This window comes from Actinoplanes lutulentus (genome assembly GCF_003259845.1).
Taxonomy (GTDB): Bacteria; Actinomycetota; Actinomycetes; order Mycobacteriales; family Micromonosporaceae; genus Actinoplanes; species Actinoplanes lutulentus.
In genome coordinates this window covers 1-21,846 of record NZ_QLMJ01000032.1, presented here as the reverse complement: position 1 = coordinate 21,846, position 21,846 = coordinate 1, and the positions used below count along the sequence as shown (strand labels likewise).

Annotated in this window: 18 protein-coding genes; 11 read left to right on the top strand and 7 right to left on the bottom strand. The window is 70.1% G+C overall.

What is annotated here, in order from left to right; genetic code table 11:
• The first annotated feature begins 77 nt into the window (after positions 1 to 77).
• Entirely contained in the window at positions 78 to 1,010 is a 933-nt protein-coding gene (locus tag B0I29_RS43730) for a ParA family protein (RefSeq protein ID WP_014446189.1), read from the top strand.
• Positions 1,011 to 1,021: 11 nt separating this feature from the next.
• On the top strand, positions 1,022 to 1,699 hold the full coding sequence (locus tag B0I29_RS43725) for a zinc metalloprotease (RefSeq protein WP_111655092.1): 678 nt from the start codon (positions 1,022 to 1,024) through the stop codon (positions 1,697 to 1,699).
• A 24-nt stretch (positions 1,700 to 1,723) separates the two neighbouring features.
• Here B0I29_RS43725 and B0I29_RS43720 read toward each other — a convergent pair whose 3' ends face one another.
• Complete coding sequence (locus B0I29_RS43720) at positions 1,724 to 2,461, bottom strand: class I SAM-dependent methyltransferase (RefSeq protein ID WP_111655091.1); 738 nt, start codon at positions 2,459 to 2,461, stop codon at positions 1,724 to 1,726.
• 1,084 nt (positions 2,462 to 3,545) lie between these two features.
• On the opposite strand from B0I29_RS43720, the gene B0I29_RS43715 reads away from it, so the two are divergent.
• The gene (locus tag B0I29_RS43715; protein WP_146617100.1) at positions 3,546 to 3,869 is read left to right on the top strand and encodes a hypothetical protein; all 324 of its coding nucleotides are present in this window, start codon (positions 3,546 to 3,548) and stop codon (positions 3,867 to 3,869) included.
• A 61-nt stretch (positions 3,870 to 3,930) separates the two neighbouring features.
• On the opposite strand, the gene B0I29_RS43710 is transcribed toward B0I29_RS43715, so the two are convergent.
• Positions 3,931 to 4,449 carry a GNAT family N-acetyltransferase gene (locus B0I29_RS43710; protein WP_111655113.1) on the bottom strand — a complete coding sequence of 173 codons (519 nt, stop codon included), beginning with the start codon at positions 4,447 to 4,449 and terminating at the stop codon, positions 3,931 to 3,933.
• Positions 4,450 to 4,571: 122 nt separating this feature from the next.
• Between B0I29_RS43710 and B0I29_RS43705 the strand changes: the two genes are divergently transcribed.
• The 3 genes from B0I29_RS43705 to B0I29_RS43695 are packed head-to-tail and all read left to right on the top strand — an operon-like array spanning position 4,572 to position 7,340.
• Positions 4,572 to 5,606 carry a segregation and condensation protein A gene (locus B0I29_RS43705; RefSeq protein WP_111655112.1) on the top strand — a complete coding sequence of 345 codons (1,035 nt, stop codon included), beginning with the start codon at positions 4,572 to 4,574 and terminating at the stop codon, positions 5,604 to 5,606.
• Complete coding sequence (gene scpB / locus B0I29_RS43700) at positions 5,603 to 6,616, top strand: SMC-Scp complex subunit ScpB (RefSeq protein WP_181558288.1); 1,014 nt, start codon at positions 5,603 to 5,605, stop codon at positions 6,614 to 6,616. Before B0I29_RS43705 ends, scpB begins: the two co-directional genes overlap by 4 nt.
• Positions 6,585 to 7,340: a pseudouridine synthase gene (locus tag B0I29_RS43695; protein ID WP_111655089.1), complete on the top strand. Its 756-nt coding sequence runs from the start codon at positions 6,585 to 6,587 to the stop codon at positions 7,338 to 7,340. Before scpB ends, B0I29_RS43695 begins: the two co-directional genes overlap by 32 nt.
• Here B0I29_RS43695 and B0I29_RS43690 read toward each other — a convergent pair whose 3' ends face one another.
• Together B0I29_RS43690 and B0I29_RS43685 are read right to left on the bottom strand one after the other, a co-directional pair.
• Complete coding sequence (locus B0I29_RS43690) at positions 7,341 to 7,823, bottom strand: flavoprotein (protein ID WP_111655088.1); 483 nt, start codon at positions 7,821 to 7,823, stop codon at positions 7,341 to 7,343.
• The gene (locus B0I29_RS43685; protein WP_111655087.1) at positions 7,820 to 8,704 is read right to left on the bottom strand and encodes a LysR family transcriptional regulator; all 885 of its coding nucleotides are present in this window, start codon (positions 8,702 to 8,704) and stop codon (positions 7,820 to 7,822) included. Before B0I29_RS43685 ends, B0I29_RS43690 begins: the two co-directional genes overlap by 4 nt.
• Positions 8,705 to 8,786: 82 nt before the next feature.
• On the opposite strand from B0I29_RS43685, the gene B0I29_RS43680 reads away from it, so the two are divergent.
• On the top strand, positions 8,787 to 10,025 hold the full coding sequence (locus B0I29_RS43680) for an MFS transporter (RefSeq protein ID WP_181558287.1): 1,239 nt from the start codon (positions 8,787 to 8,789) through the stop codon (positions 10,023 to 10,025).
• Positions 10,026 to 10,820: 795 nt separating this feature from the next.
• Here B0I29_RS43680 and B0I29_RS43675 read toward each other — a convergent pair.
• Complete coding sequence (locus B0I29_RS43675; RefSeq protein ID WP_111655086.1) at positions 10,821 to 11,066, bottom strand: hypothetical protein; 246 nt, start codon at positions 11,064 to 11,066, stop codon at positions 10,821 to 10,823.
• A 91-nt stretch (positions 11,067 to 11,157) separates the two neighbouring features.
• Between B0I29_RS43675 and B0I29_RS43670 the strand changes: the two genes are divergently transcribed.
• Genes B0I29_RS43670 through B0I29_RS43660 form a run of 3 tightly spaced genes read left to right on the top strand, consistent with a single transcriptional unit; the run spans position 11,158 to position 14,207 of the window.
• Positions 11,158 to 11,865 (top strand): endonuclease/exonuclease/phosphatase family protein, encoded by a 708-nt coding sequence (locus tag B0I29_RS43670; protein WP_181558286.1) that lies wholly within the window; start codon positions 11,158 to 11,160, stop codon positions 11,863 to 11,865.
• A gap of 4 nt (positions 11,866 to 11,869) precedes the next feature.
• On the top strand, positions 11,870 to 13,024 hold the full coding sequence (locus tag B0I29_RS43665; RefSeq protein WP_111655084.1) for a hypothetical protein: 1,155 nt from the start codon (positions 11,870 to 11,872) through the stop codon (positions 13,022 to 13,024).
• Positions 13,025 to 13,034: 10 nt separating this feature from the next.
• On the top strand, positions 13,035 to 14,207 hold the full coding sequence (locus B0I29_RS43660) for a hypothetical protein (protein WP_111655083.1): 1,173 nt from the start codon (positions 13,035 to 13,037) through the stop codon (positions 14,205 to 14,207).
• Here B0I29_RS43660 and B0I29_RS43655 read toward each other — a convergent pair.
• The gene (locus B0I29_RS43655) at positions 14,204 to 16,432 is read right to left on the bottom strand and encodes a putative bifunctional diguanylate cyclase/phosphodiesterase (protein WP_245973201.1); all 2,229 of its coding nucleotides are present in this window, start codon (positions 16,430 to 16,432) and stop codon (positions 14,204 to 14,206) included. The genes B0I29_RS43660 and B0I29_RS43655 overlap by 4 nt on opposite strands.
• Positions 16,433 to 16,468: 36 nt before the next feature.
• Complete coding sequence (locus B0I29_RS43650; protein ID WP_111655081.1) at positions 16,469 to 17,893, bottom strand: AMP-binding protein; 1,425 nt, start codon at positions 17,891 to 17,893, stop codon at positions 16,469 to 16,471.
• A 265-nt stretch (positions 17,894 to 18,158) separates the two neighbouring features.
• On the opposite strand from B0I29_RS43650, the gene B0I29_RS43645 reads away from it, so the two are divergent.
• Positions 18,159 to 20,198: an ABC transporter ATP-binding protein gene (locus B0I29_RS43645; protein WP_111655080.1), complete on the top strand. Its 2,040-nt coding sequence runs from the start codon at positions 18,159 to 18,161 to the stop codon at positions 20,196 to 20,198.
• Positions 20,199 to 21,846: the final 1,648 nt, after the last annotated feature.

The following is a 21,846-nucleotide window of genomic DNA, read 5'->3' as shown; positions in this document are numbered from 1 at the left end:
CGCCGAACGGCTGACCCCAAAGGGGCGGCACGCGTGGCGTACAGTCGGGCATCAGCAGTCGGGAGGGGGGTGAGGTCATGTCGGGTAACGGCGAACGTGCGGAGGCCTGGACATCGACGCTCCGCGAGCAGCAGAACTCCCTCGACCTCGGCGCTGACCTGGGTCCGGCGGACCCCACGGCGTACACGATGCGCCGCCCGATCCCCGAGCCGATGCCGACCGATCGGCACGGCCCGGCGCGGATCATCGCCTTGGCGAACCAGAAAGGTGGCGTCGGCAAGACGACGACCACCATCAACCTGGGTGCGGCCCTGGCGGAGTACGGGCGGAAGGTCCTCCTCGTCGACTTCGACCCGCAGGGCGCCTGCTCGGTCGGCCTCGGGGTGAACCCGCACAACCTCGACCTGAGCGTCTACAACCTGCTCATGCAGGACGACGTCGCCACCGAGGACGTCATCATCAAGACTGACGTGGCGGGCCTGCACCTGCTCCCGGCAAACATCGACCTCTCCGCGGCCGAGATCCAGCTGGTCAACGAGGTCGCCCGGGAAATGGCCCTGGCCCGGGCGCTGCGGTCGGTCCGTAAGGAATACGACTTCATCCTGATCGACTGCCAGCCCTCGCTGGGCCTGCTGGCGATCAACGCGCTGACGATCGCGCACGGCGTGCTCATCCCGCTCGAGTGCGAGTTCTTCTCGCTTCGCGGTGTGGCGCTGCTGCTCGACACGATCGACAAGGTGCGCGAGCGGCTCAACTTCGACCTGGAGCTCGAGGGCATCCTCGCGACGATGTACGACTCCCGCACCACGCACTGCCGCCAGGTGCTGCAGCGTGTGGTCGAGGCGTTCGGCGACAAGGTGTACCAGACGGTCATCACCAAGACCGTCAAGTTCCCCGAGTCGACAGTCGCGGGCGCGCCGATCACCTCGCTCGACCCGGCGTCGTCCGGCGCCCGTAACTACCGTCAGCTCGCTCGCGAGGTCATCGCCGCAAAGGCAGAACGAGGCTAGGTTCCACACCCGTGCTGTTCGCCCTCGGCGAGCCGGTCGCGTTCGTCGCCCTGCTGCTCGCCTTCCTGTTCGGCCTGGCGCTTCGAGCCATCGCCATCCGCTTCACCGCACGCGCCGTCGGCCTGGCCGAACGCCGGATCTCGTGGCGGCTGACCCCTCGCGAGGACATCGACCCGTTCGGCGCGGTCGCCGCGGCCGTCGGTGGCATGGGCTGGGGCAAGCAGCTCACTGTCGACGAGGTCCCGCGCTACCGCGGCCGCGGCCGCGCCGCCGCGGTCTTCATCGCCGGCCCGGTCGCCTGCATCCTCGCCGGTGAACTGCTGATCGCGATCTACGCACTCGTCTTCCCGGACACCGCCGCGTTCGTGCTGGCCGAAGCCGGTCTCGGCGACATCCTGCGCGGCGTCGCCCTGCCCGCTGCCCAGCAGTTCCTGCTGTCGTTCGGCGTGGGCCTGCTCGCGTTCGGCCTGCTCGCGCTCATCCCGATCCCGCCGCTCGACGGTTTCGGCATCATGTGGAACGCTCTGCGCCGCCCCGGCGCCAGCATGGCCTGGATGCGTCTCTGGTTCGAGGACAAGAACATCGGGGTCCTCCTCCTGCTGATCTTCGCCTTCTTCCCGACCGGATATCCCCTGCTCAACATGGTGCTGGACTTCCTGGGCGTCCTCTTCCTGCGGGTCTGGGCCTAAAACCTTCTTGGGTACGCGTTACCGCTACGCCTGTTTCCGATAGACCGAGATGTGATCGGTGCTATCCGGCCCGAACGGCGTCCGTTTCCAGTCGGCGTACCGCGCCTCCAGGCGTAGCCCGGCTGCCTCGGCCATCGCGTCGATCTGCTCCGGCCACTGATACCGCATCCCGAACGGCTCCAGCCGCACATTGCCGTCGGTGAATTTCAGCGTCTGCCGGAGAAACGTCTGGGCCGTCCGGTCGTACCGATGCATGCGCACCTTGACCACGTCCTCGGTGACCTCCCAGACCTGAACCTCGCACTCATCCTGATCGAACTTCCGCTCGTCCGGCACGAAGGCCTCGATCACGAACCGCCCACCCGGGGCGAGAACCCGGGCGACGTTGCCGAAGCAGTCCTCCTGCCGCCCCGGCACGGTCAGGTTGAAGAGCGTGTTGAAGACCAGGAAGACCAGCGGGAACTCCCCGTCCACGGCGACATCGGCCATGTCACCGATGACCACCGGGATGTCCTCGCCGCCGCCCTTTCCCCGCATCAGCGCGACCATCTCCGGCGAGGCCTCGATCCCTTCGACCGCGATCCCGGTAGCGGCCAGCGGAACGGCGACCCGCCCACTGCCGATGGCAAGCTCCAGGGCGGGCCCACGGCCGGCGAGCCCCGCCAGGAACGCGACCGCGTCGGCCGGGTCGGGGTTGCCGGGGGAGTCGTAATGGGCAGCCCACTGGCGCCCGAACAGCCCTGGATCATCCAAAATAGACATGCTTCTTCCGTTACCCCGCCCCCACCCCGAAAAACCGTCCCGTTAACCGTGTCTGCCGGTGAGTGGGCCTGCGCTGTCGGCACTCGTCGCAGAATGGGCGGGGTTCGCGAGAGTCCAGCGTCGCGACCCCGCAGCCCGGGCAGGTGAGAGCGCCAGCTCCCCGCACCGGTCCCGCAACGGCACCCCGCCGCAATCGTGGCCCCCGAACCACACCCGGACGGGCTCCCCGCACCGGTCCCGCAACGGCACCCCGCCGCAATCGTGGCCCCCGAACCACACCCGGACGGGCTCCACGGCCCAACAACGCGCCGCTCAGCGTGAGTGTGTCGATTCAGGGTTCGATACGCACCCAAAGTCGACACGCAGCGGCGGGCGGCCCGGAGCGTGTCGACTTAGATCCAAGGCCAGCCGGACCCGACCGCCGGACGTTTCGACCGCTGGCCGTGTCGGCTGCTGGCCGTGTCGGCTGCTGGACGTGCCGGCTGGTGGGTCGCGCCGACCGGTTGGCGAGCCGTAGCTCGGACATGTCATCGGACGCTCATAAGGTGGCTGGGCTACGGCCGAGAGGCGCGAGCCGTAGTTCGGGCACGTTATCGCTGCCCCATTCCACGGCTGAGCTACGGCTCGCCGCTCGGCAACGACGAACTGCGGCACCGACCACGCCGGACCCCCGACCACGCCGGACCCCCGACAAGGCCGGACCCCCGACAAGGCCGGACCCCCGACAAGGGCCGGACCCGACCGGCCGGCACGCACTGCCAGCGGTGTTGCCCCTGCCAGCGGCGTTGCCCTGCCGACCCGCGGTGCCCTGACAGCGGCGTTGCCCTGCCGACTGCGGTGCTCTGCTGGCGGCGTTGGCCTGGCGGCCGGGCGGAGTGGGTTCTGCGTGTCGATTTCGGGTGGGGATTGCACCTCAAGTCGACACGCGGTTTGGGGGCGCTGGGAATGTGGTATATCGGTGCGAAAGCCGATGGTGAACATCTCAATACGGTTTGACTAACGACACATTTCGCATTGGCATCTACAGTTTCTCGCACGCAGGCCGCCCCGGTCTCGCGCTATCGACGACGGAGAGGAGGCTGCTGTGGCGACGAAGGTCAAGGACGTCAAGGCTGCTGCCGTGAAGGCCAAGGACGAGGTCAAGGCCAAGGCTGTCAAGGCGAAGGCCACGGTCACGGACGAGGCCAAGACCCCGAAGGCGGCGAAGGCCCCCAAGGCGGCGAAGGCCCCCAAGGTCGTCAAGGTCGAGAAGCCGGCCAAGGTCGTCAAGGCCGAGAAGGCTCCGAAGGTCGCGAAGGCCCCCAAGGTCGCGAAGGCCCCCAAGGTCGTCAAGGCCCCGAAGGTCGTCAAGGTCGAGAAGGCCCCGAAGACCGTGAAGACCGCGAAGGTCGTCAAGGCCAAGAAGTAAGCACTACGAAGAACTGATCGACCGGGCCGCCACCGCGAGAACGCGCGGGGCGGCCCGTGCGTCACGTGGTGAACAGCTCGCAGGTCATGTTGTAGTACCGATCGGTCGACCCGATATGCCGCATCCCCAGACGACGGCAGACCGCCTGGGAGGCCGTGTTCTCCGGGTTCGTCACGGCCAGCACCGGGGAGATGCCGGATCGGGCCGCGTACGCCATCACGGCATTCGCCGCCTCGGTCGCGTACCCCTGCCCCCAGGCGTCCGGGTGCAGGTGCCATCCGATCTCGGTCTCCACCGCAGGGGTGAGTGGCTTGCCGGAGGCAAGCAGCCTGACCAGGAACGCGGCGCCGAGCAGCCGTCCGGTCTGCCGGTTCTGGATCGCCCAGACGGTGTGCACTTCGTCCTGCCGATCACGCCAGGTCGCGAGCCGGGCGAGCGCCCCGTCCAGGTCGGTGAGCACCTGTGGATCGGCGCCGAGATAGCGCATGACGTCCCAGCGCGAGTACATGTCGAGGACGAACCCGGCGTCCTTCTCCTCCCACTCGCGAAGCAGGAGGCGCGGGGAGATCAGTGACCTCATCGCGGCAGCGTAACCGGAGAGCAGCAACCGGTCACGCTTTGCGACGTTGGAACGTGCGGAAGCTGTCCGGCGATCAAGGCGGAGGAAATGACAGCGTGAGCCCGGATCAGCTCGTCACAGACATGGTCTACGGTCGGCACGTGCCGCACGAGCCTGCCCAGCCACCGACCGACACGGTCGAGGAGATCGCTGAGATTCCCGCCGAGACCGATTCCGGCAAGTTCACGGTGCGGCTGGCCAACTTCACCGGCCCGTTCGACCTGCTGCTCCAGCTGATCGGCAAGCACAAGCTGGACGTCACCGAGATCGCCCTGCATCAGGTCACCGACGACTTCATCGCCTACATCCGGGCGATGGGTGACGCCTGGGACCTCGGCGAGACGAGTGAGTTCCTGCTGGTCGCGGCGACGTTGCTGGACCTCAAGGCGGCCCGCCTGCTGCCGGCCGCCGAGGTCGAGGACGAGGAGGACCTCGCCCTGCTGGAAGCGCGCGACCTGCTCTTCGCGCGACTGCTGCAATACAAGGCGTACAAGGAAGCGGCCGCGCACATCGCGGAACTCGAGCTGAGCGGCGCGCGTCGCTGGCCGCGATTGGTCACCCTGGAGCCACGGTACGCGGAAGCGCTACCGGAACTGGTTCTCGGAGTAGGACCGGAACGACTCCTGAAACTGGCGCTGAAGCAGTTCCTGCCGAAACCGGGTCCGCCGCAGGTCTCGATCGCCCACATCCACCAGGTGCGGGTGAGTGTCCGGGAGCACGCGGCGCTGCTGCGTGACCGGCTGCGCCGAGCGGGTTCGGCGACGTTCAGCCTGCTGATCGCGGACTGCGAGAACACCCTTGAGGTGGTGGCCCGGTTCCTGGCGCTGCTGGAGCTGTACCGCGAGGGGCTGATCGAGTTCGACCAGCCGGTGTCGCTGGAGGAGATGACGGTGCGCTGGATCGGTGGTGAGGACGCCGCCGACGCCGAGCTCGACATCGACGACTACGAGGGTACGAAGCCGGCCCCCGAGGACGAGAATCCCGCCCAGCCGGACGATGACGCGTCCGATGATGCTGAAGAGGACACCGATTCGGACGAACTCGGCGCCGCTGAGCTTGACGAGCGCCCCGTCAATGGTGATCTTGTCGAGGGCGACGGCGTGGAGGAGACATCGTGAGCAGCGAGGAGCAAGAGGAATCCCTGGCCGCGCAGGCGGCGGCATGGGTTCCGCCGTGGGAGCGCCGGCGGGAACCGGACCGGGATTACCAGGACGCCGCCGAGGCGGTGGACGCTCCCCGGGAGTTCCCGGAGGACGAGGACGGCGACTTCGACGACGAGCCGGATCCGACCGATGTCGAGCCGGGCCCGGAGCTGCCGCTGCCCGGAGCGGTCGAGGAGGCCGCGGAAGCGGACGATCCGGAGGCCGACGAGTTCGACGACGGCGAGCACGTCCCGGTGGACGCGCCGACCGAGATCGAGCCGGTCGATGTCGAGCTCGCTCACGACGACGCTCCGGCCGAACCCGCGCCGGTGGCCGCGATCGTCGCGCCTGTCGTGGTCACGGTGCCGGCCCAGGCCCGCGGGCCACGGGTGGACGTTGATGCGGTTGACGAGGCTGACGTCCGTACCCTCCCTGATCTTGACGACGCGGAACTGGCGGCGGCGCTCGAATCGATCATGCTGGTGGTTGACGAGCCGGTAGGCGAGTTGCAGTTGGCGCAGGTGATGGAGCAGCCGGTCGAGCGGATCGCGCGCACGCTGGAGGACGTCTCGGCGCGGTACACGGCGGCCGGGAACGGGATCGACCTGCGCAGGGTCGCGGGTGGCTGGCGTCTCTACACCCGGCCGGAGTACGCGCCGTACGTCGAGCGGTTCGTGCTGGACGGGCAGTCGGTGCGGCTCACGCAGGCCGCGCTGGAGACACTCTCGGTGGTGGCCTACAAACAGCCGGTGACTCGTTCGCGCATCTCCGCCATCCGCGGTGTGAACTGTGACGGTGTCATGCGTACGCTGGTCACTCGCGGCCTCATCGAGGAGTGCGGCACGGAGCCGGAAACCGGGGCATACCTGTACCGGACCACCGTGCTGTTCCTGGAGAAGCTCGGCCTGAACACGGTCGACCAGCTGCCCCCGCTCGCCCCGTTCCTGCCCGACGATGTGGAAGAAGTACTTGATGCCTCAGGCTGACACCGCCGAACGCCTCCAGAAAGTCCTGGCGGCGGCCGGTGTTGGATCCCGGCGCGCCTGCGAAGACCTGATCTTCCGGCGGCGCGTCACCGTCAACGGCCGGGTCGCCAAACTCGGCGACAAGGTCGACCCCGCCACGGCGGAGATCCACGTCGACGGGCAGCGGGTGATCACCAACACCAAGCTGGTCTACGTCGCGCTGAACAAGCCGCGTGGCGTCGTCTCCAGCCTCGACGACGAGAAGGGCCGCACCGAGCTGGCCGACTTCCTCGGCGCCAACTTCGAGCAGCGGCTGTTCCACGTGGGCCGGCTCGACGCCGAGTCCGAGGGCCTGCTGCTGCTCACCAACGACGGTGGGCTCGCGCACAAGCTGATGCACCCGTCGTACGAGATCTCCAAGACCTACCTGGCCGAGGTCGTCGGACCGCTGCCGCGCAGCGTCGGCCGCAACCTGCAGGGTGGCATCGAGCTGGAGGACGGCCCGGCGAAGGTGGACAACTTCCGCCTCGTCGACGCGATGGGCAAGACCGCGCAGGTGGAGATCGTCCTGCACGAGGGCCGCAAGCACATCGTCCGCCGGATGATGGACGCGGTCGGTCACCCGGTCACCCGGCTGATCCGTACCGCCGTCGGCCCGATCCGCCTGGGTGACCTGCGGCCGGGCCACTTCCGGCACCTGTCGCCGGCCGAGGTGGCCGCGCTCTTCAAGGCCGTCGGAGACTGATCACGGGCTGAGGTGCTCCAACGCCAGGTGCCAGGGGAACGGGTCGGTGACGGTCGGCGGGTCGAGGACCCGTACCCCCTCGGCGCGTAACTGGGCGACGCTGCGCTGGTACGGCAGCCGCTGCCACAGGGCCTCGCCGAGCGACGGGAGCACCACCACCGGGATGCCCAGGCCGGGCGCCTCGGCGAGCAGACCGAGTGGGTACGTGTCGGCGATGCCCAGTGCGAACTTGTTGACCGTGTTGAAGCTGGCCGGCGCGACCACGATCGCGGCCGGCCGGGGCGGTTTCGGCTCGTCGGGCCGGCGGTATCGGCTGCGCACCGGACGGCCGGTCAGCTCCTCCAGCGCCGGGACGTCGATGAAGCCGAGCGCGAGCGGGGTGGCGACGACCTGCACCTCCCAGCCCTGCTGCTGAGCCTGGGTGACGAGGTCGCCGACGCCGGGCGCGGGCCCGGTGGCGCAGACGATGACGTAGAGGGTCATGTGATTCTCTCGGTCAGCAGGGTGATCAGGGCCCGGGCGGCGGCGCCCGGCGTACGGTCGTCGGCGATCGCGAGCGACAGCGGCCAGGTGAGGTCGGCGCCGGTGACCGGGATGACGGCGACACCGGGTTCGTCTCCCAGCACGAACCGGGGCAGCAGCGTGATGCCGAGCCCGTGGCGGACGTGGGCCGCTCCGGTGCCGATGTCGGCGATCTCGATGGTGACCCGGCGGGGCACGCCGGCCGCGGCGAACGCGCGGTCGGTGACCGACCTGTTGCCGTAACCGACCGGGGAGTCGATGAAGTCGAGCCCGGTCAGCTCGGTGATCTCGACGGTGTCGCGAGCAGCCAGCGGATGACCGTCCGGAACGACCAGGTCGAGCACGGAATGGGTCAGCTCGATCAGCCGCACGCCACGCGGCTTGGCGCCGGGCAGGGAGACGAACGCCAGATCGAGGCGGTGGTCGGTGAGCGCCTCGATCAGGCCGGTCGAGCCGGACGGCGCGGCCATGGTGCGCAGCAGCACACCGGGATGCCGGCGGTGGAACTCGCCGAGGATCGCCGGCAGGTCGATGATCCGGATCGAGGTGAGCGTACCGATGCGCAGTGTGCCGCTCAGGCCGCCGCGCACCTCGGCGACCGCGTCGCGGGCCTCGCGGGCCGCGTCCAGGGCGAAGCGGGCGCGGGGGAGCAGTGCGGCGCCGGCGTCGGTGAGCAGGACCCGTTTCGAGTTGCGTTCCAGCAGCGCGGCGCCGAGGTCGCGCTCCAGGGCCTTGACCGCCGCGGAGACCGCCGACTGGACGACGAACAGCCTGGTCGCGGCCCGGGTGAAGCTCTGCTCCTCGGCGACCGCGACGAAGTACTCCAGCTGACGCAGTTCCACGCGCTCAAGTATCAACGATGGTGATGCGTACAAGCTATATCTTTCGTTGTTCTTGATAGTTGGCGCGAGCGACAGTGAGGACATGACCGCTTCGCCCGCCCGGCTTCACCTCGGCTTCTGGTCGATCGCCCTCGCGTTCCTGACCGCGATGGCCTTCTCGACAGTGCCCACACCGCTGTACCCGCTGTACATGAAGCAGGACGGCTTCGACACGTTCACCGTCACGATCGTCTTCGCCGTCTACGCGGTCGGCGTGGTGATCAGTCTGCTGCTCGCCGGGCACGTCTCCGACCGGCTCGGCCGCAAGACGATCCTGATCCCGGCACTCGCCCTGGAGCTGCTCGCCGCGGTCCTCTTCCTCACCAGCACGTCGTTGCCGGTCCTGCTCGCCGCCCGGTTCGTCACCGGCCTCGGCGTCGGCATGATCACCGCGACCGCCACGGCACACCTCTCCGAACTGCACGCGGCACACCGGCCGGGCGCGTCCCGCCAGCGCTTCGAGGTGGTCTCGACCGCCGCCAACAGCGGCGGCCTGGGATTGGGCACGCTCCTCGCGGGACTCCTCGCCCAATTTGTGTACGCCCCATTGCGTACGCCGTACCTCGTCTTCATCGGCCTGCTCGCGGTGAGCATCGTGGCCGTGGCCCTCACCCCGGAGACGGTCACCCGGGTTCCGGGCCGCTACGCGTACCGCCCGCAGCGCATCGGCGCCCACGGCGACCGCACGGTCTACCTGGCCGCGGCAACGTCGGCGCTGGCCTCGTTCGCGGTCTTCGGCGTCTTCACCTCACTGGCACCCGGCTTCGTCGCCGGCACCCTGCACCACTCGTCGCGGGCCCTGGCCGGAGCGATCGTCTTCGCGGTCTTCGGCGCGGCCGCCGCGGCACAGGCCCTGACCGGCCGGCTCAGCGGACCGGCGAAGACCCGGCTCGGCCTGCTGGCCCAGGCCGGTGGCATCGTCACCCTGGTGGCCGGCATGCACACGGCCAGCCTGGCCGCCTTCCTGATCGGCGGCGTCGCGGCCGGCATCGGAGCGGGCGTCCTCTTCAAGGCGGCGGTCGGCGCGGTCGCGGCATCGGCGGCCCCGGCGGAACGCGGCGAGGCGCTGGCGGGCTTGTTCCTGATCGCGTACCTCGGCCTGGGCGTCCCGGCGATCGGCCTGGGCGTGGCGACGCAGTCGTTGCCGGCGGTCACCGTGATGACCTGGTTCGCAGGTGCGCTGCTGGTCCTGCTGGGAGCGGTCGCCCTGCTGAGCCGGCGCGGCCAGACCCCGGCACAGCCGGTTGCCGAGGTTCGCGAGCTGGCCCACAGCGCCCGCTGACGGCCGGTTCTCGCCGATCCGTTCCCTCAGCGGTCCTGTTCCCTCAGCGGTCCCGTTCTCCCGGCGGTCAGGGAGAGCGGGCCGTTTCGCGTCCTTCAGTGGAGGCCCGCCACCTGTTCGGAATCGGCACGCGGGGCCGGCGAAGAGCCAGCTGATCAACGTCCGTGTCGCGGAGGCGGGCCGAGGGCCCACGGTGGGCTTGGGCTTGGGTATGCGGCCCGCGTGGCTGGGGGCGCACGGTGGGCCTGGGTGGACGTGGCTGGGGTCGCACGGTTGCGGTTTGTGTGACTTCATCACGGCCAGGGCGTGGACCCGGGCACACGTTGGCGTTGTGTGCGCCCTGACTCACGCTGCGGCCCTGACCCGTTCCGCGAGCTGGCGCGCTCCCGCGTCCGGCTGGTCCGGCTGGTTGTCAGTGTTGTCGCGCGGCCGGGTCTACAGCACTGAGCGCCAGCCGGACCGGCTGGCGCCTGCGTCACTCGCCTCACCGGGCCGTCGCGCAGAGTCAGCGTCTGTCAACGGGTCCGCCAGATCTTGGTGAGCCGAAGCCACAACCCAGGTGACCCACCGGTCTCCAAGATCCGGCGCTCTCCGCCATCATGGTGGCAGCGAGTCGCCAGGGAACTCACGGCTCACCCGAGATCGGCACGCCACTCGCGGCGGCCGCCGGGAACTCATGAGTTCGCGGTCGACCGGACAGGACAGATCGATCGGACGGCCGAATCGCACAGGTTGATCGGACGGCCGAACCGCACAGGAACGAAACAACGCCCCGCGCCGTCGGGGGACACGAACTCAGCTGGCGTCGGTGCGGTAGCCGTGGGCGCTCAGGACGGTGAGCAGGTGGTGGTCGTACGCCTGCTCGTCGGCGTCGCGCCATTGGTGGCCCTCGGGGCACTGCCAGTTCGGGGTGGGGTCGCGCATCACGCAGCCGCCCAGGGCCAGGTCACCGTCGTCGGCGGCGTCGATCGCTTCCGGTACGGGGAGGCCGAAGAGCAGCGGCACGCCGGGCGTACCGCATTCGGGGCAGGAAGGGATCATGGGAGAAACGGTACTCGCGCCCGGCGGCCGCGCGTTTGAGCCGGCCGTCTGAGGTAACCCGAGCGATATGCCCCCGACCCCTCTGAGAATCATGACCCTCAATCTTCTCTCGCCCGCGCACGCCGACTGGGAGCGGCGCCGGCCGGTGCTGCGCGACGGCCTTGCGGCCTTGCGCCCGGACCTGGTCGCGCTTCAGGAGACGGTCTGGGGACGAGGGTACGACCAGGCAGCCGACCTTCTCGGGCCCGGTTATCACCTGGCCCGGCACTCCCGGCGTACCGAAGATGGTGTTGGCGCCGTGCTGGCGAGCCGGTGGCCGCTCGGCGCGGTGTCCGAGATCGACCTGCACGTCTCCGGGCGGGCGGACCCGCCGTTGCCGGCCGCCGTGATCGCCGAGGTGGAGGTGCCGGCCGGGCCGCTCTTCTTCGTCCACCACCGGCCGGCGCAGCGGCGAGGGCAGGACGCCGAACGTGAGGCGCAGGCCGTGCTCTGCGCGCGGATCGTCGAGGAGCGGTTCGCCGGGCGGCGCCCGCACACGATCCTGGCCGGGGATTTCGGCGACACACCGGACTCGGCGAGCGTCCGTTTCTGGACCGGCCGGCAGGCGGCGCACGGCTTCTCGGTCACCTATCAGGACACTTGGGAGGCGGCGCACCCCGGCGATATCGGCCGCCGCGTCGAATACGTGATGGTCCGTGACGGCACCCTGGACGTGGCGGACTGCCGCCCGGCCGTCGACGCCGTCTGGGCCGCCGGCCACTTCGGAGTGGTCGCCGACCTCCTCGTTCGGGAAGGATGAAGCGATGTCCGACAACTGGACCACCGCACTGTCCCGGTACGCGGCACGGCTGCATGCCACCGCCGGCGACCGGCACCACATCGCGTCGCCGCTCGGCGCGTGGTTGCTGCTGGCACTGGCCGCCTCTGCCGCGCCTGATGATGCCGATCTCGCCGACGCTCTCGGTGTCGCGCCGAAACAGGCCGCCGAGATCGCCGCCGCCCTGCTCGCCGAGCCGCACCCACTCGTCGCCGCGGCCACCGCGGTGTGGCACGCCCAAGGGGTGAGCGGGCTGGAGGGCTGGCCGCTGCCGGAGTCGACCACGGTCGGGCCGCTGCCCAGCAAGGCCGAGCTCGACGCGTGGGCGCGTGAGCACACCTATGGCCTGATCGAGACGTTCCCCGGCGAACCCGCGCCGGACCTGTTGCTGCTGCTCGCCAGCGCCCTGGCGACCAAGGTCTCGTGGACCGAGCCGTTCACGCCGGCGCCCGCCGCGGAGCTGGGCGGGGAGTGGGCCGGGCGGCTCACCACGGTGTTGCGTACCCCGGAGCACGGCCACCAGGCCTTCATCGCGAGCACCGCTGAGGCGGGCGACGTGATCGTGCACGTGGCGCCGGCCGGTGGGCTGTCCGTGATCTCGGTGGCCGCGGCTCCCGATGTCACGCCGGAGCGGGTGATCGCCGCGGCCTACAAGATCGCACTCACCCCGGAGCCGGCCCCCATGTCGCTGTTCGACCTGCCGCTCGGTGAGACGCCACTCTGGACGATCCGGGAGGAGCGCCGGCACGAGCGGCGGACCGAGTTCACGACGGCGCTGCTGCCGGCCTGGTCGGCGCAGAGCGATCATGACCTGGCCGCCGATCCGGCCCTGGGGTTCCCGGCCGTGACCCGGGTGCTCGGGCGGCTGCTGACCGCCCCGGCCGGCCGGTTCGAGGCGAAGCAGACGGCGGTGGCACGGTACAGCCGGTTCGGGTTCGAGGCGGCGGCCGTCAGCGCGTACATGTACCCGACGTCCCTGCCTCCGGAGACCGCAGTCCGGTACGCGGAGCTGAGGTTCGGTCACGCGTACGCCGTCGTCGCCGTGACCGGGCAGCCTGATGGACCATGGCATGGTGTTCCGGTTTTTTCGGCGTGGGTGAGTGAGCCGGAGGACGTCGCGGAGGCGGATCGAGACCTATGATTCGTTGATCATGGATGAGGATTTGATCGGCGCGCTCGGACGGTACGCGGCACGGCTTCACGAGACGATCGGGGACTCCCATCACGTGGCGTCCCCGCTCGGCGCGTGGCTGCTGCTCGCGCTGACGGCGGCGAGAGACACCGGCGGTGAGCTGGCCGAGACGCTCGGCGTGGAGCCGGCGCGTGCCGCGGAGATGGCGGCGGCGCTGCTGAACGAGCCGCATCCGCTGGTGGCGGCGGCCACCGCGATGTGGCACACGGCGAACGCGACCGATCAGCAGGCCTGGCGGGAGGCGTTGCCCGAGGCGACCGAGTTCGGCCCGGTGCCGGACAAGGCCGGGCTGGATCGCTGGGCGCGCGAGCACACCCTCGGCCTGATCGACAGGTTCCCGGGCGGCCCTGATCCGCGCACCCTGCTGATGCTGGCCGGCGCGCTCGCGACCAGGGTGCCGTGGGAGAACCAGTTCGCCGTGACGTCCGCGTCGCAGCTCGGTGACACCAGCCCGTGGGCGTCGTCGCTCACCCATGTTCTGCACGGGTACAGCAACGGCGGCACCTTCGTGGCCCGCACCCGCGACGCCGGCCACGTGATCGTGCACGCCGCGCCGGCGGTCCGGGACCACGCGATTCTGTACGTGGTCTCGGTGGCCGCCGCCGACGATGTGCCCGCGTTATCGGTGCTGGCGGCCGCCCAGGAGATCGCGGTCCTGGTGGCGCGCGGCCGGCAGCAGGAGGTACGCGTACCGCTGCGCGACCTGCCGCTCGGTGAGACGCCGCTGTGGCGGATCTGGGAGGGGACGGCGTACGGGGACGACGACAAGCACTCCGCCGTCCTGCCGTGCTGGACGGCCGCGGGTGAGCACGACCTGTCCGCGGCGGGCCTCGGTTTCGACGTGGCGGGCCGGCTGCTCGGCGGCGACGAGCTCCAGGCGGTCCAGGTGACCGTGGCCCGGTACGGGCGTGCCGGGTTCGAGGCCGCGGGGCTGACCACCATGCGGGTCGGTGGGAGCCTGCCCGAACGCGGTCTGGCGCGGTTCGCCGAGCTCCGGTTCGGCCATCCGCACGCGGTCGTCGCGGTCACCGCGGGCGAGGACAGCCCGTGGCACGGCGTGCCGGTCTTCTCCGCGTGGGTGAGCGAGCCGGAGGACGTCCCCGAGCAGGACCTCGACGAGGATCTGGACTAGGCGACCAGGGCCGGCGCGGTCAGGGCGGCGTCGATGTCGGCGGCCGGTGCGGGCCGGGCGAAGTAGTAGCCCTGCGCGTACCGGTAACCCAGCTCGACCAGCCGATCCGCCTGCTCGCGGGTCTCCACGCCCTCGGCCACGGCGCGCAGGCCCAGCGTCGCGGCGATCGTGCTCAGCGACGTGGCGATCGCCTCCTGCTCCGCCGTGCCGTTCAGGTCGTCGATGAACGACTTGTCGACCTTCAGCGTGGTCACCGGGCAGGTTCGCAGCAGCGTCAGGGAGCTGTGTCCCGTACCGAAGTCGTCGAGAGCGATGCCGACGCCGAGCTCGCGCAGCTCACGCACCGTGCTCAAGGCGACGCCGCCGGCGAAGACGGCGGTCTCGGTGATCTCGATGGTGATCCGCTCGGGCGCGAGCCCGTGCCGGGAGAGGGCGTCGGCGACCAGGCCGGGCAGGTCCGGGTCGAGGAGCTGGCGGGCCGAGACGTTGATGTTGACGCGGGGTCCGGCGTCGCCGTGCCGGTCCTGCCAGCCGGCGGCGTCGGCGCAGGCCTGGTTGATGATCCAGGCGCCCAGGTCGATGATCAGGCCGCTGTGCTCGGCGACCGGGATGAACTCGACCGGCGAGACCACCGGGCCGTCGGACGGGTGCCAGCGGACCAGGGCCTCGACGCCGACGATGGTGCCGGCGGGCAGTTCGACGATGGGCTGGTAGAGCAGCCGGAACTCGCCACGGTCGAGGCCTCGGCGCAGCGCGGCGGCCAGTTCGGCGTGGTGTTCCGCGGTCGCGTCCAGCTCGGTGCAGTGTTCGCGGGAGCGGTTCGCGCCGGTGAGTTTCGCGGCCTGCAGGGCGAGTTCGGCGCGGCGCAGCAGGTCCGGGACCTCGGCGCGGCTGCCGGAAGCGTAGCCGACCGTCACGGTGACGAGCAGGTCGTGCCCGTCGACGCGTAGTGGGCTGCGGAAAGCTTGCAGGATGGATTCCGCGACCTCGGACGTCTGGCGAGGCAGCAGGATCCCGAACTCGTCGCCCAGCAGCCGGGCGGCCACCGCATCGGGTCCGGCCGCCGTGCGGACGCGCTCGGCCGCGGCCCGCAGCAGGGCGTCGCCGGCCTCGTCGCCGAGCCGGTCGTTGAGGGCGGCGAACCCGTCCAGGTCACAGACCGCGACCGTGGTGGTGCCGGTACGCGCGGCGAGAGCAGCCGTGAAGAACCGCCGGTTCGGCAGGCCGGTCAGATCGTCGTGGTTGGCCTGCGCATCGAGCCGGTCGAGCAGCAGATTGTTGTCGGAGAGGGCGGCGTACTGGCGGATCATCACGAGCAGCGTCAGCACCACCGAGCCACCGGCCATGCCGGCCGACAGCTGCCCGTGGCGCAGGGTGAGGACGACCAGCATGGTGACGGTGACCGCGACGGCCGTGTACGGCACGACGCTGATGTGCCGCCAGATTCCCAGGTGACCCGGCTGGTCGACCTCTGCCGGCGGGGCCGGCGGGCCGCTGTCGGCGCGGATCTGCATGAGTGCCGCGGCCGCGAAGAACACGGCACAGGTGGGCAGGGTCACCACGGTCGGGTTGAGATACGGCCGGCCCTCGAACAGCGGCGCCACCGTCCAGGCGAGCGGGGCGATCAGGCCGATCGGGGCGAGGGTCCAGAGGGCGGCGCGGTTCACGGCCCGGCTGCGGGCGATGCCGACCTTGACGACGGCCACGACCGCGGCGCAGGCCACGAACAGGACGATGCCGATCAGCGCCGCCGCCGGCTGGCCGTTCGCGGCCGGGATCGAGGTGTTCCAGAGGAAGTGGGTGACGCCCATGCTGGCGGCGACGCCGACGATCGCGACGTCCAGGAACATCGCCACACTCGCCCGCCAGGCCCGGCTCGGCCTCGGCAACCGGACCAGGGCGAGTACGGCGGAACCGACCGCGATCAGGTAACCGGCAGCGGTGAGCCGACTCATCGCGACAGGCAGGCCGGAGCTGAGAGTGTCGTACGCCTGGCCCGCCGTCGCGACGGTCAGCCAGCCGCAGGCCCAGACGAGCCGTCGCCAGAAGTCACGGGCCGGCCCCCGCGCGGTCCGTACCGCGAGAGTGCAGGCCAGCAGCGACGTGACGGCCGCGCCGATCGTCGACGGCCAGAGCAGCCAGGACGGCGACCCGATCCGTCGGCCGAGGATGCCCAGCACCGTGCTGATCAGGAACCAGATGACAGCCAGGATGAGCACACGCACGGCTGCTGCTCTCCTCATGAACGGCCTATCGGCAGTTCACAGCGAGGGGAGCAGCTTTTTCTGCACCTTGCCCATGCCGTTGCGAGGCAGCTCACCGACGAGCCGGACGACGCGGGGCCGTTTGTGCGCGGCGAGGCGGTGCGCGACGAAACTGATCAGTTCCTCCGGGGTGACCGAGCTGGCAGTGACTCTTTCGGTGACGACGAATGCTGTGATCTGTTCGCCCAGGTCGGCGTGCGGGGTGCCGATCACGGCGGCTTCGCGTACCGCCGGGTGCAGCAGCAGCGCGTCCTCGACCTCGCCGGCGCCGACCCGGTAACCGCCGGTTTTGATCAGGTCGGTGGAGGCGCGGCCCACGATCCGGTGCCAGCCGTCGGCGCCGATCGTGGCGACGTCACCGGTCGGGAACCAGCCGTCGTCCAGGGCGGGTGGCTCGATGGTGTCGCCGCGCAGATAGCCGTCGAGCAGGGTCGGCCCGGTCACCTGGAGGTGGCCGATGGTGGTGCCGTCGGCGGGCAGGGGCTGACCGTTTTCGTCCACCAGACGGGTGCTGATGCCGGCGAGTGGGGTGCCGACGTGGCCGGCCCGTCTTTCTCCGTCGGCTCGGGCGCTCACGGTGATCAGGGTTTCGGTCATGCCGTACCGCTCAACCGGTGCCTGACCTGCGAGCTCTTTGATCGTTTCGAACACCGGCGAGGGCAGCGGGGCGCTTCCGGACACGAGCAGGCGGGCCGGCTTGAGCGCGCGGGCCGCCTCCGGGGCGTTCGCCACCCGGGACCACACGGTCGGGACGCCGAAGTACATGGTTCCGGGTGTTGAGGCGTACCGCTCGGGTGTGGGTTTGATCGTGTGGCGCAACCACCCACCGAGCCGCAGCGGTCCGAGAACGCCCAGCACGAGCCCATGCACGTGATACAGCGGAAGCCCGTGCACGAGCGTGTCCTCGGGCGTCCACTGCCAGGCGTCGGCGAGCGCGTCCAAGCCCGCTGCCAGGGCTTTCCGCGAGATGACCACACCTTTCGGAGGCCCCGTGGTCCCGCTCGTGTAAAGCACAAGAGCCGGTCGCTGCGCTTCCGGCTCCTTCTGCGGCATGGTTCCTGGCCGTTTCTGGTCACTGATGGACAGCGTGGGTACGCCCGAAGCACCGGCAGCGCCGGGGTTGTCCGACAGGATCAGGGTGGCCTGGGAGTCGCGCAGGATATGGGCGCGTTCGAGCTCACCGGCATCAGGAGGAACCGGGACGACAGGGACGCCGGCGAGAAGCGCGCCGGTGATCGCGGCGATCGTGGGAAGCCCGGGCTGCGCGTCGACGGCGACGGTGGTCTGACCGTTTTCGGCACTCAGGCTCGCGGCGATCGTGCAGGCCCAGCCGAGGAGCTCGTGCCGGGAGAGGGTGTGCTCACCGGCGGCGACGGCGCCGGGGAGATCGTCTCCTGTGGTGAGTGCGGCGAGCAGCGTCATGCCCGGATTCTGTCATCGGGCCGTGGTGGTGCGAGTGTGCTGGGGCTGTAGCGGTGCCGGTGCGCTGGGGCTGTAACGGTGCCGGTGCGGTCGGGTCGTGTCGGTGCCGGTGTGCTCGGGCGGGGGAATTCCGCGGCGGACTCGGGCTGTCGGGAGTGATCGGCTGGTTGCTGGCCGTCACGGTGCGTGCCTAGCGTTCAGGCAGGTCTTCGTCTTTTTGCCCTTCTGCTGGACTTTGCTGGGATATTTCCCGAGGAGCTGCCCTATGCCGGATTCCGCCGACAGGGCCCGCTGGCGGGATCTGCGACAACTCACCCGGGGGTATCGCCGGTGGATCGCCCTGGCCGCCGCGCTCAGCCTGCTCGGATCCGCACTCGCCCTGGCCCAGCCGCTGCTCGCCGGCCGGGCGATCGACGCGGCCGCCGGCGGGAACGTCCCCTGGCCGGTGATCGCCGCCCTGACCGGACTGTTCACCGCGCAGGCAGCGGCGCTGGCCCTGGCCCGCTGGGTGCAGGCGTACACCGGCGAGACGATGACCCGCGATCTCCGCCGAACCGTCACCAGCCACGTGTTGCGCGTACGCCTGTCCGTTCTTGATCGGATCCGCACCGGCGACGTGATCGCCCGGGCCTGCGGCGACACCACGATCGTCAAAACTCTCGTGGCGCAGAGCCTGGGCACCGGCGTGGCCGGCGTGATCGGCCTGATCGCCACCGTCGTCCTGCTCGGCGTGCTGGACCCGTGGCTGCTCGGGATCGTCGCGCTGCTCTTCAGCGTCGCCGTCGGCAGCCTGCTGGCCGTGGTGAGCCGGCTGCGGGTCGCGTCCCGGGCCGCGCAGAACGCCGAAGGCACCCTCACCGCTGACCTGGAACGAGCCCTGGGCGGCGTGCGAACCGTACGCGCCAACCGCGCCGAACCCGTCGAATCAGCTCGTATCGACCGGGCGGCCGGGCGTGCCTACTTCTCCAATCTGCGGATGGCCGGCCTGGTCGCACTGAGCGGCCCCACGAACGACCTGGCCGTGAGCGGATCTTTCCTGGCGGTGCTGCTGGTCGGCTCCACCCGGGTAGCCGCCGGCGAGACCAGCCTGGGCCGGCTGGTCGCGTTCACCCTGGCGATGACCTACCTGGCCGCGCCGATCTACGAGATCTTCCAGGCGGTCAGCGCGGTCCAGCAGGGCTCCGGCGCACTGCACCGGATCAACGAGGTCCTGGCCCTCCCGACCGAACGTGATCAGCCAGTAGCGGTGGTCCCGGTCCAGCGCCGCCCTTCCCCGGTGCTGGAGTTCCGAGACGTCTGGTTCGGATACGACCCGGCCAGGCCGGTCCTGAAAGGCATCAACTTCACGGTCCCGGAACGCGGCCAGATCGCCCTGGTAGGCCCCTCCGGAGCAGGCAAGTCAACGATCTTCGCGCTGGCGGAGCGCTTCTACGAGCCAGACCGTGGGCTGATCCTGCTGCACGGGCGGGACGTGCGCTTCACTCCGTACGCGAGGCATCGCACAGCGGTAGGCCTGGTGGAACAGGACTGCCCGTTGCTGGCCGGAACGTTACGAGAAAACCTTTTGTACGGCACGGTTTCCCCAGCCAGATCGCCACGGCACGCGCAGGCGTCCACGCCCGGGCCGGCGCCCGCATCTGGGCCGGGGTCCATGTCCGGGCCGGGGTCCACGTCCGGGATGGCGCCGATGTCTGGGCCGGCGCGCACGTCTGGGCCGGGGTCCATGTCCGGGATGGCGTCCACGTCTGGGCCGGGGTCCATGTCCGGGATGGCGTCCACGTCTGGGCCGACCACCGCATATGGGCCGGGCTCCGCGCCTGACCTGGCCTCCGGGTCCGCGTCTGCGTTCGGGCTGGCCTCCATGCCCGGACCGCGCTCACCGGTGTCCGATGATGAGCTGGCGAGGGTATTGGAGATGACCGGCCTGACCGCCGTAGTGGCAGCCCTGCCGCGAGGCCTGGACACCCCCGTGGGCGACCGAGGCCGGCAGCTGTCCGGAGGCCAGCGCCAGCGGGTGGCGATCGCCCGATGCCTGCTGGCCAACCCACGCCTGATCCTCCTCGACGAACCAACAGCCCACCTCGATCCCGACAGCGAACAAGCCCTGGCCGTGACCCTCCACGAGGTAGCAGCGGTATGCGCCCTGGTGGTGATCGCCCACCGCTTCTCAACGGTCCGAGCAGCAGACCGAGTCCTGGTGATCGACGGAGGCATGGTCCAGGCGGAGGGAACCCACAACGAGCTACTAGAAGCCAACCCGTACTACCGCCGCCTAGCCACCAAGGACCACCCGATCTGGTCCTAACCCGCCCAGAGCCAAGCGAAGCCACACCCAGTCGCTGGCCACTTCGCCGTGTGCTCTGTGCGTTGGGCCGGTGTGCTCTGTGCGTTGGGCTCCGTGCTCCGTGCTCTGTGTCCCGTGCCGCGTGTCCCGTGTCCCGTGCCGCGTGTCCCGTGTCCCGTGCCGCGTGTCCCGTGCCCTGTGCCGGGTGCTCCGCGCCTTGGGCTCGGTGCGCCCCGCGTCCCGAGCACGCGCCCGCCCGGATCGACCCGACCCGCCTGGCCGTCGCGGGCTGGTTCGTGGTGGGCGCGGTGGTAGATGGGACGGCGGCGGCCGGGCGGATCGTGTATGCCTGACGGGGATTGGTGGCCCTGGTCGCGGCACTGCACCGGTTTCGCCAGCGTCGGTGGTGCCATGTCGAGCGGCAAACATGCAGGTATTCGGCGCGACGGGGCGTGGCCGGAGCCGGCGTCCGGCCTCTCCACCGGCGGCGAAGGATTCTTGGGCTTGGGGCAACGTAGCGCGTTCTCGCTGGTGGACCTGCTTTCCGGGCCGGGGGTCTGTCGCCTCCTCGATGGCCGGCCGGTCTCGCGCCGGTTCTGCGGGCGGCGTCTCGTGGGCGACTGGACGCGAAACTAGTCGAGAGGCTTGCGGTAGGTCGTCTCCTGGTGCGGTGCCGGTCTTGGCCGCGTCGGCCGATGTGGCGCCGCTGCCGACTCCCGGGGTACCGCTCTCGGTCTGACCACAGCCTGCGGAAGTGTCCTCCACCGCGCTAACTGCAGTGGTGTCGGTGGCTGCAGTGGTGTGGCCCGCACGGACGTTGCTCACGGTGGCGCCGTTCTTTGGCGCGGAGCTCGGTCCCGGATCGCTCCCTGCCGTTCCCGTCTCGGGCTCGGCTTCTGCTGCGTGAGCGGCGCGGGCGGCGTCGAGGCGGCGCAGGCGTTCGGCATGGCGTTGCGTCAATCCCCACGCTCGATGGCGCTCGTGCTGCCGGCGGAATTCGTCCTTGGCGGCCGAATAGTTCCGCGCCGCCGTCCGGTCGCGCATCGTTGCCAATTCGGCTCTGCTGAATAACCCTCGCTGCCCCTTCATGCGTCAATTGTTTCAGGCTCAGATTCGAACCGGTAAGTGTTTTTCGGCGCCGTTTCGAGCGAACCCTTCACCATTTGAAGGGCGGGCGAAGGGCGCAATAAATCCAGCTCAGAGGGGCCTATGGGGATCGGATGCGACCGCTTCAGCTGCGGACATTGGCGGTCTTCGCTCAATTCTCAGACCTCGGTCTTACGTCGCGAATTCAGATCTCGGACCCAGGTCTGAGGCGTCGATTTTCCTTTTCAGTCCTAGGTCTGTTGAGTGTTGTGATGCGGCGCGACATTCTGAGTGCCAGCGCGTTGGCTGGGCTCCGGATGAGCGGGCTGCAGCACTGCAGCGATGTGGGGAGTCCTGGGGGACGGGAGGCGAGCAATGTCCGTCGCAGGATAGGTGAGTGTGGGCGGCGGTGACGGGTGGTGAGTGCAGGCGGTGGCCCCAGATGGCGGCAACCGACTGTGAATGCAGGCGGCGGCCTCGGGTAGCGCCGGTCACGTCCGCTGGCGTGGTGTAAGAGGCGGCCAGCACTGATCCGTGTGTGTTGATCTTAAGCGGCGATTGCGGTTGTCTCGACGATTTCGGT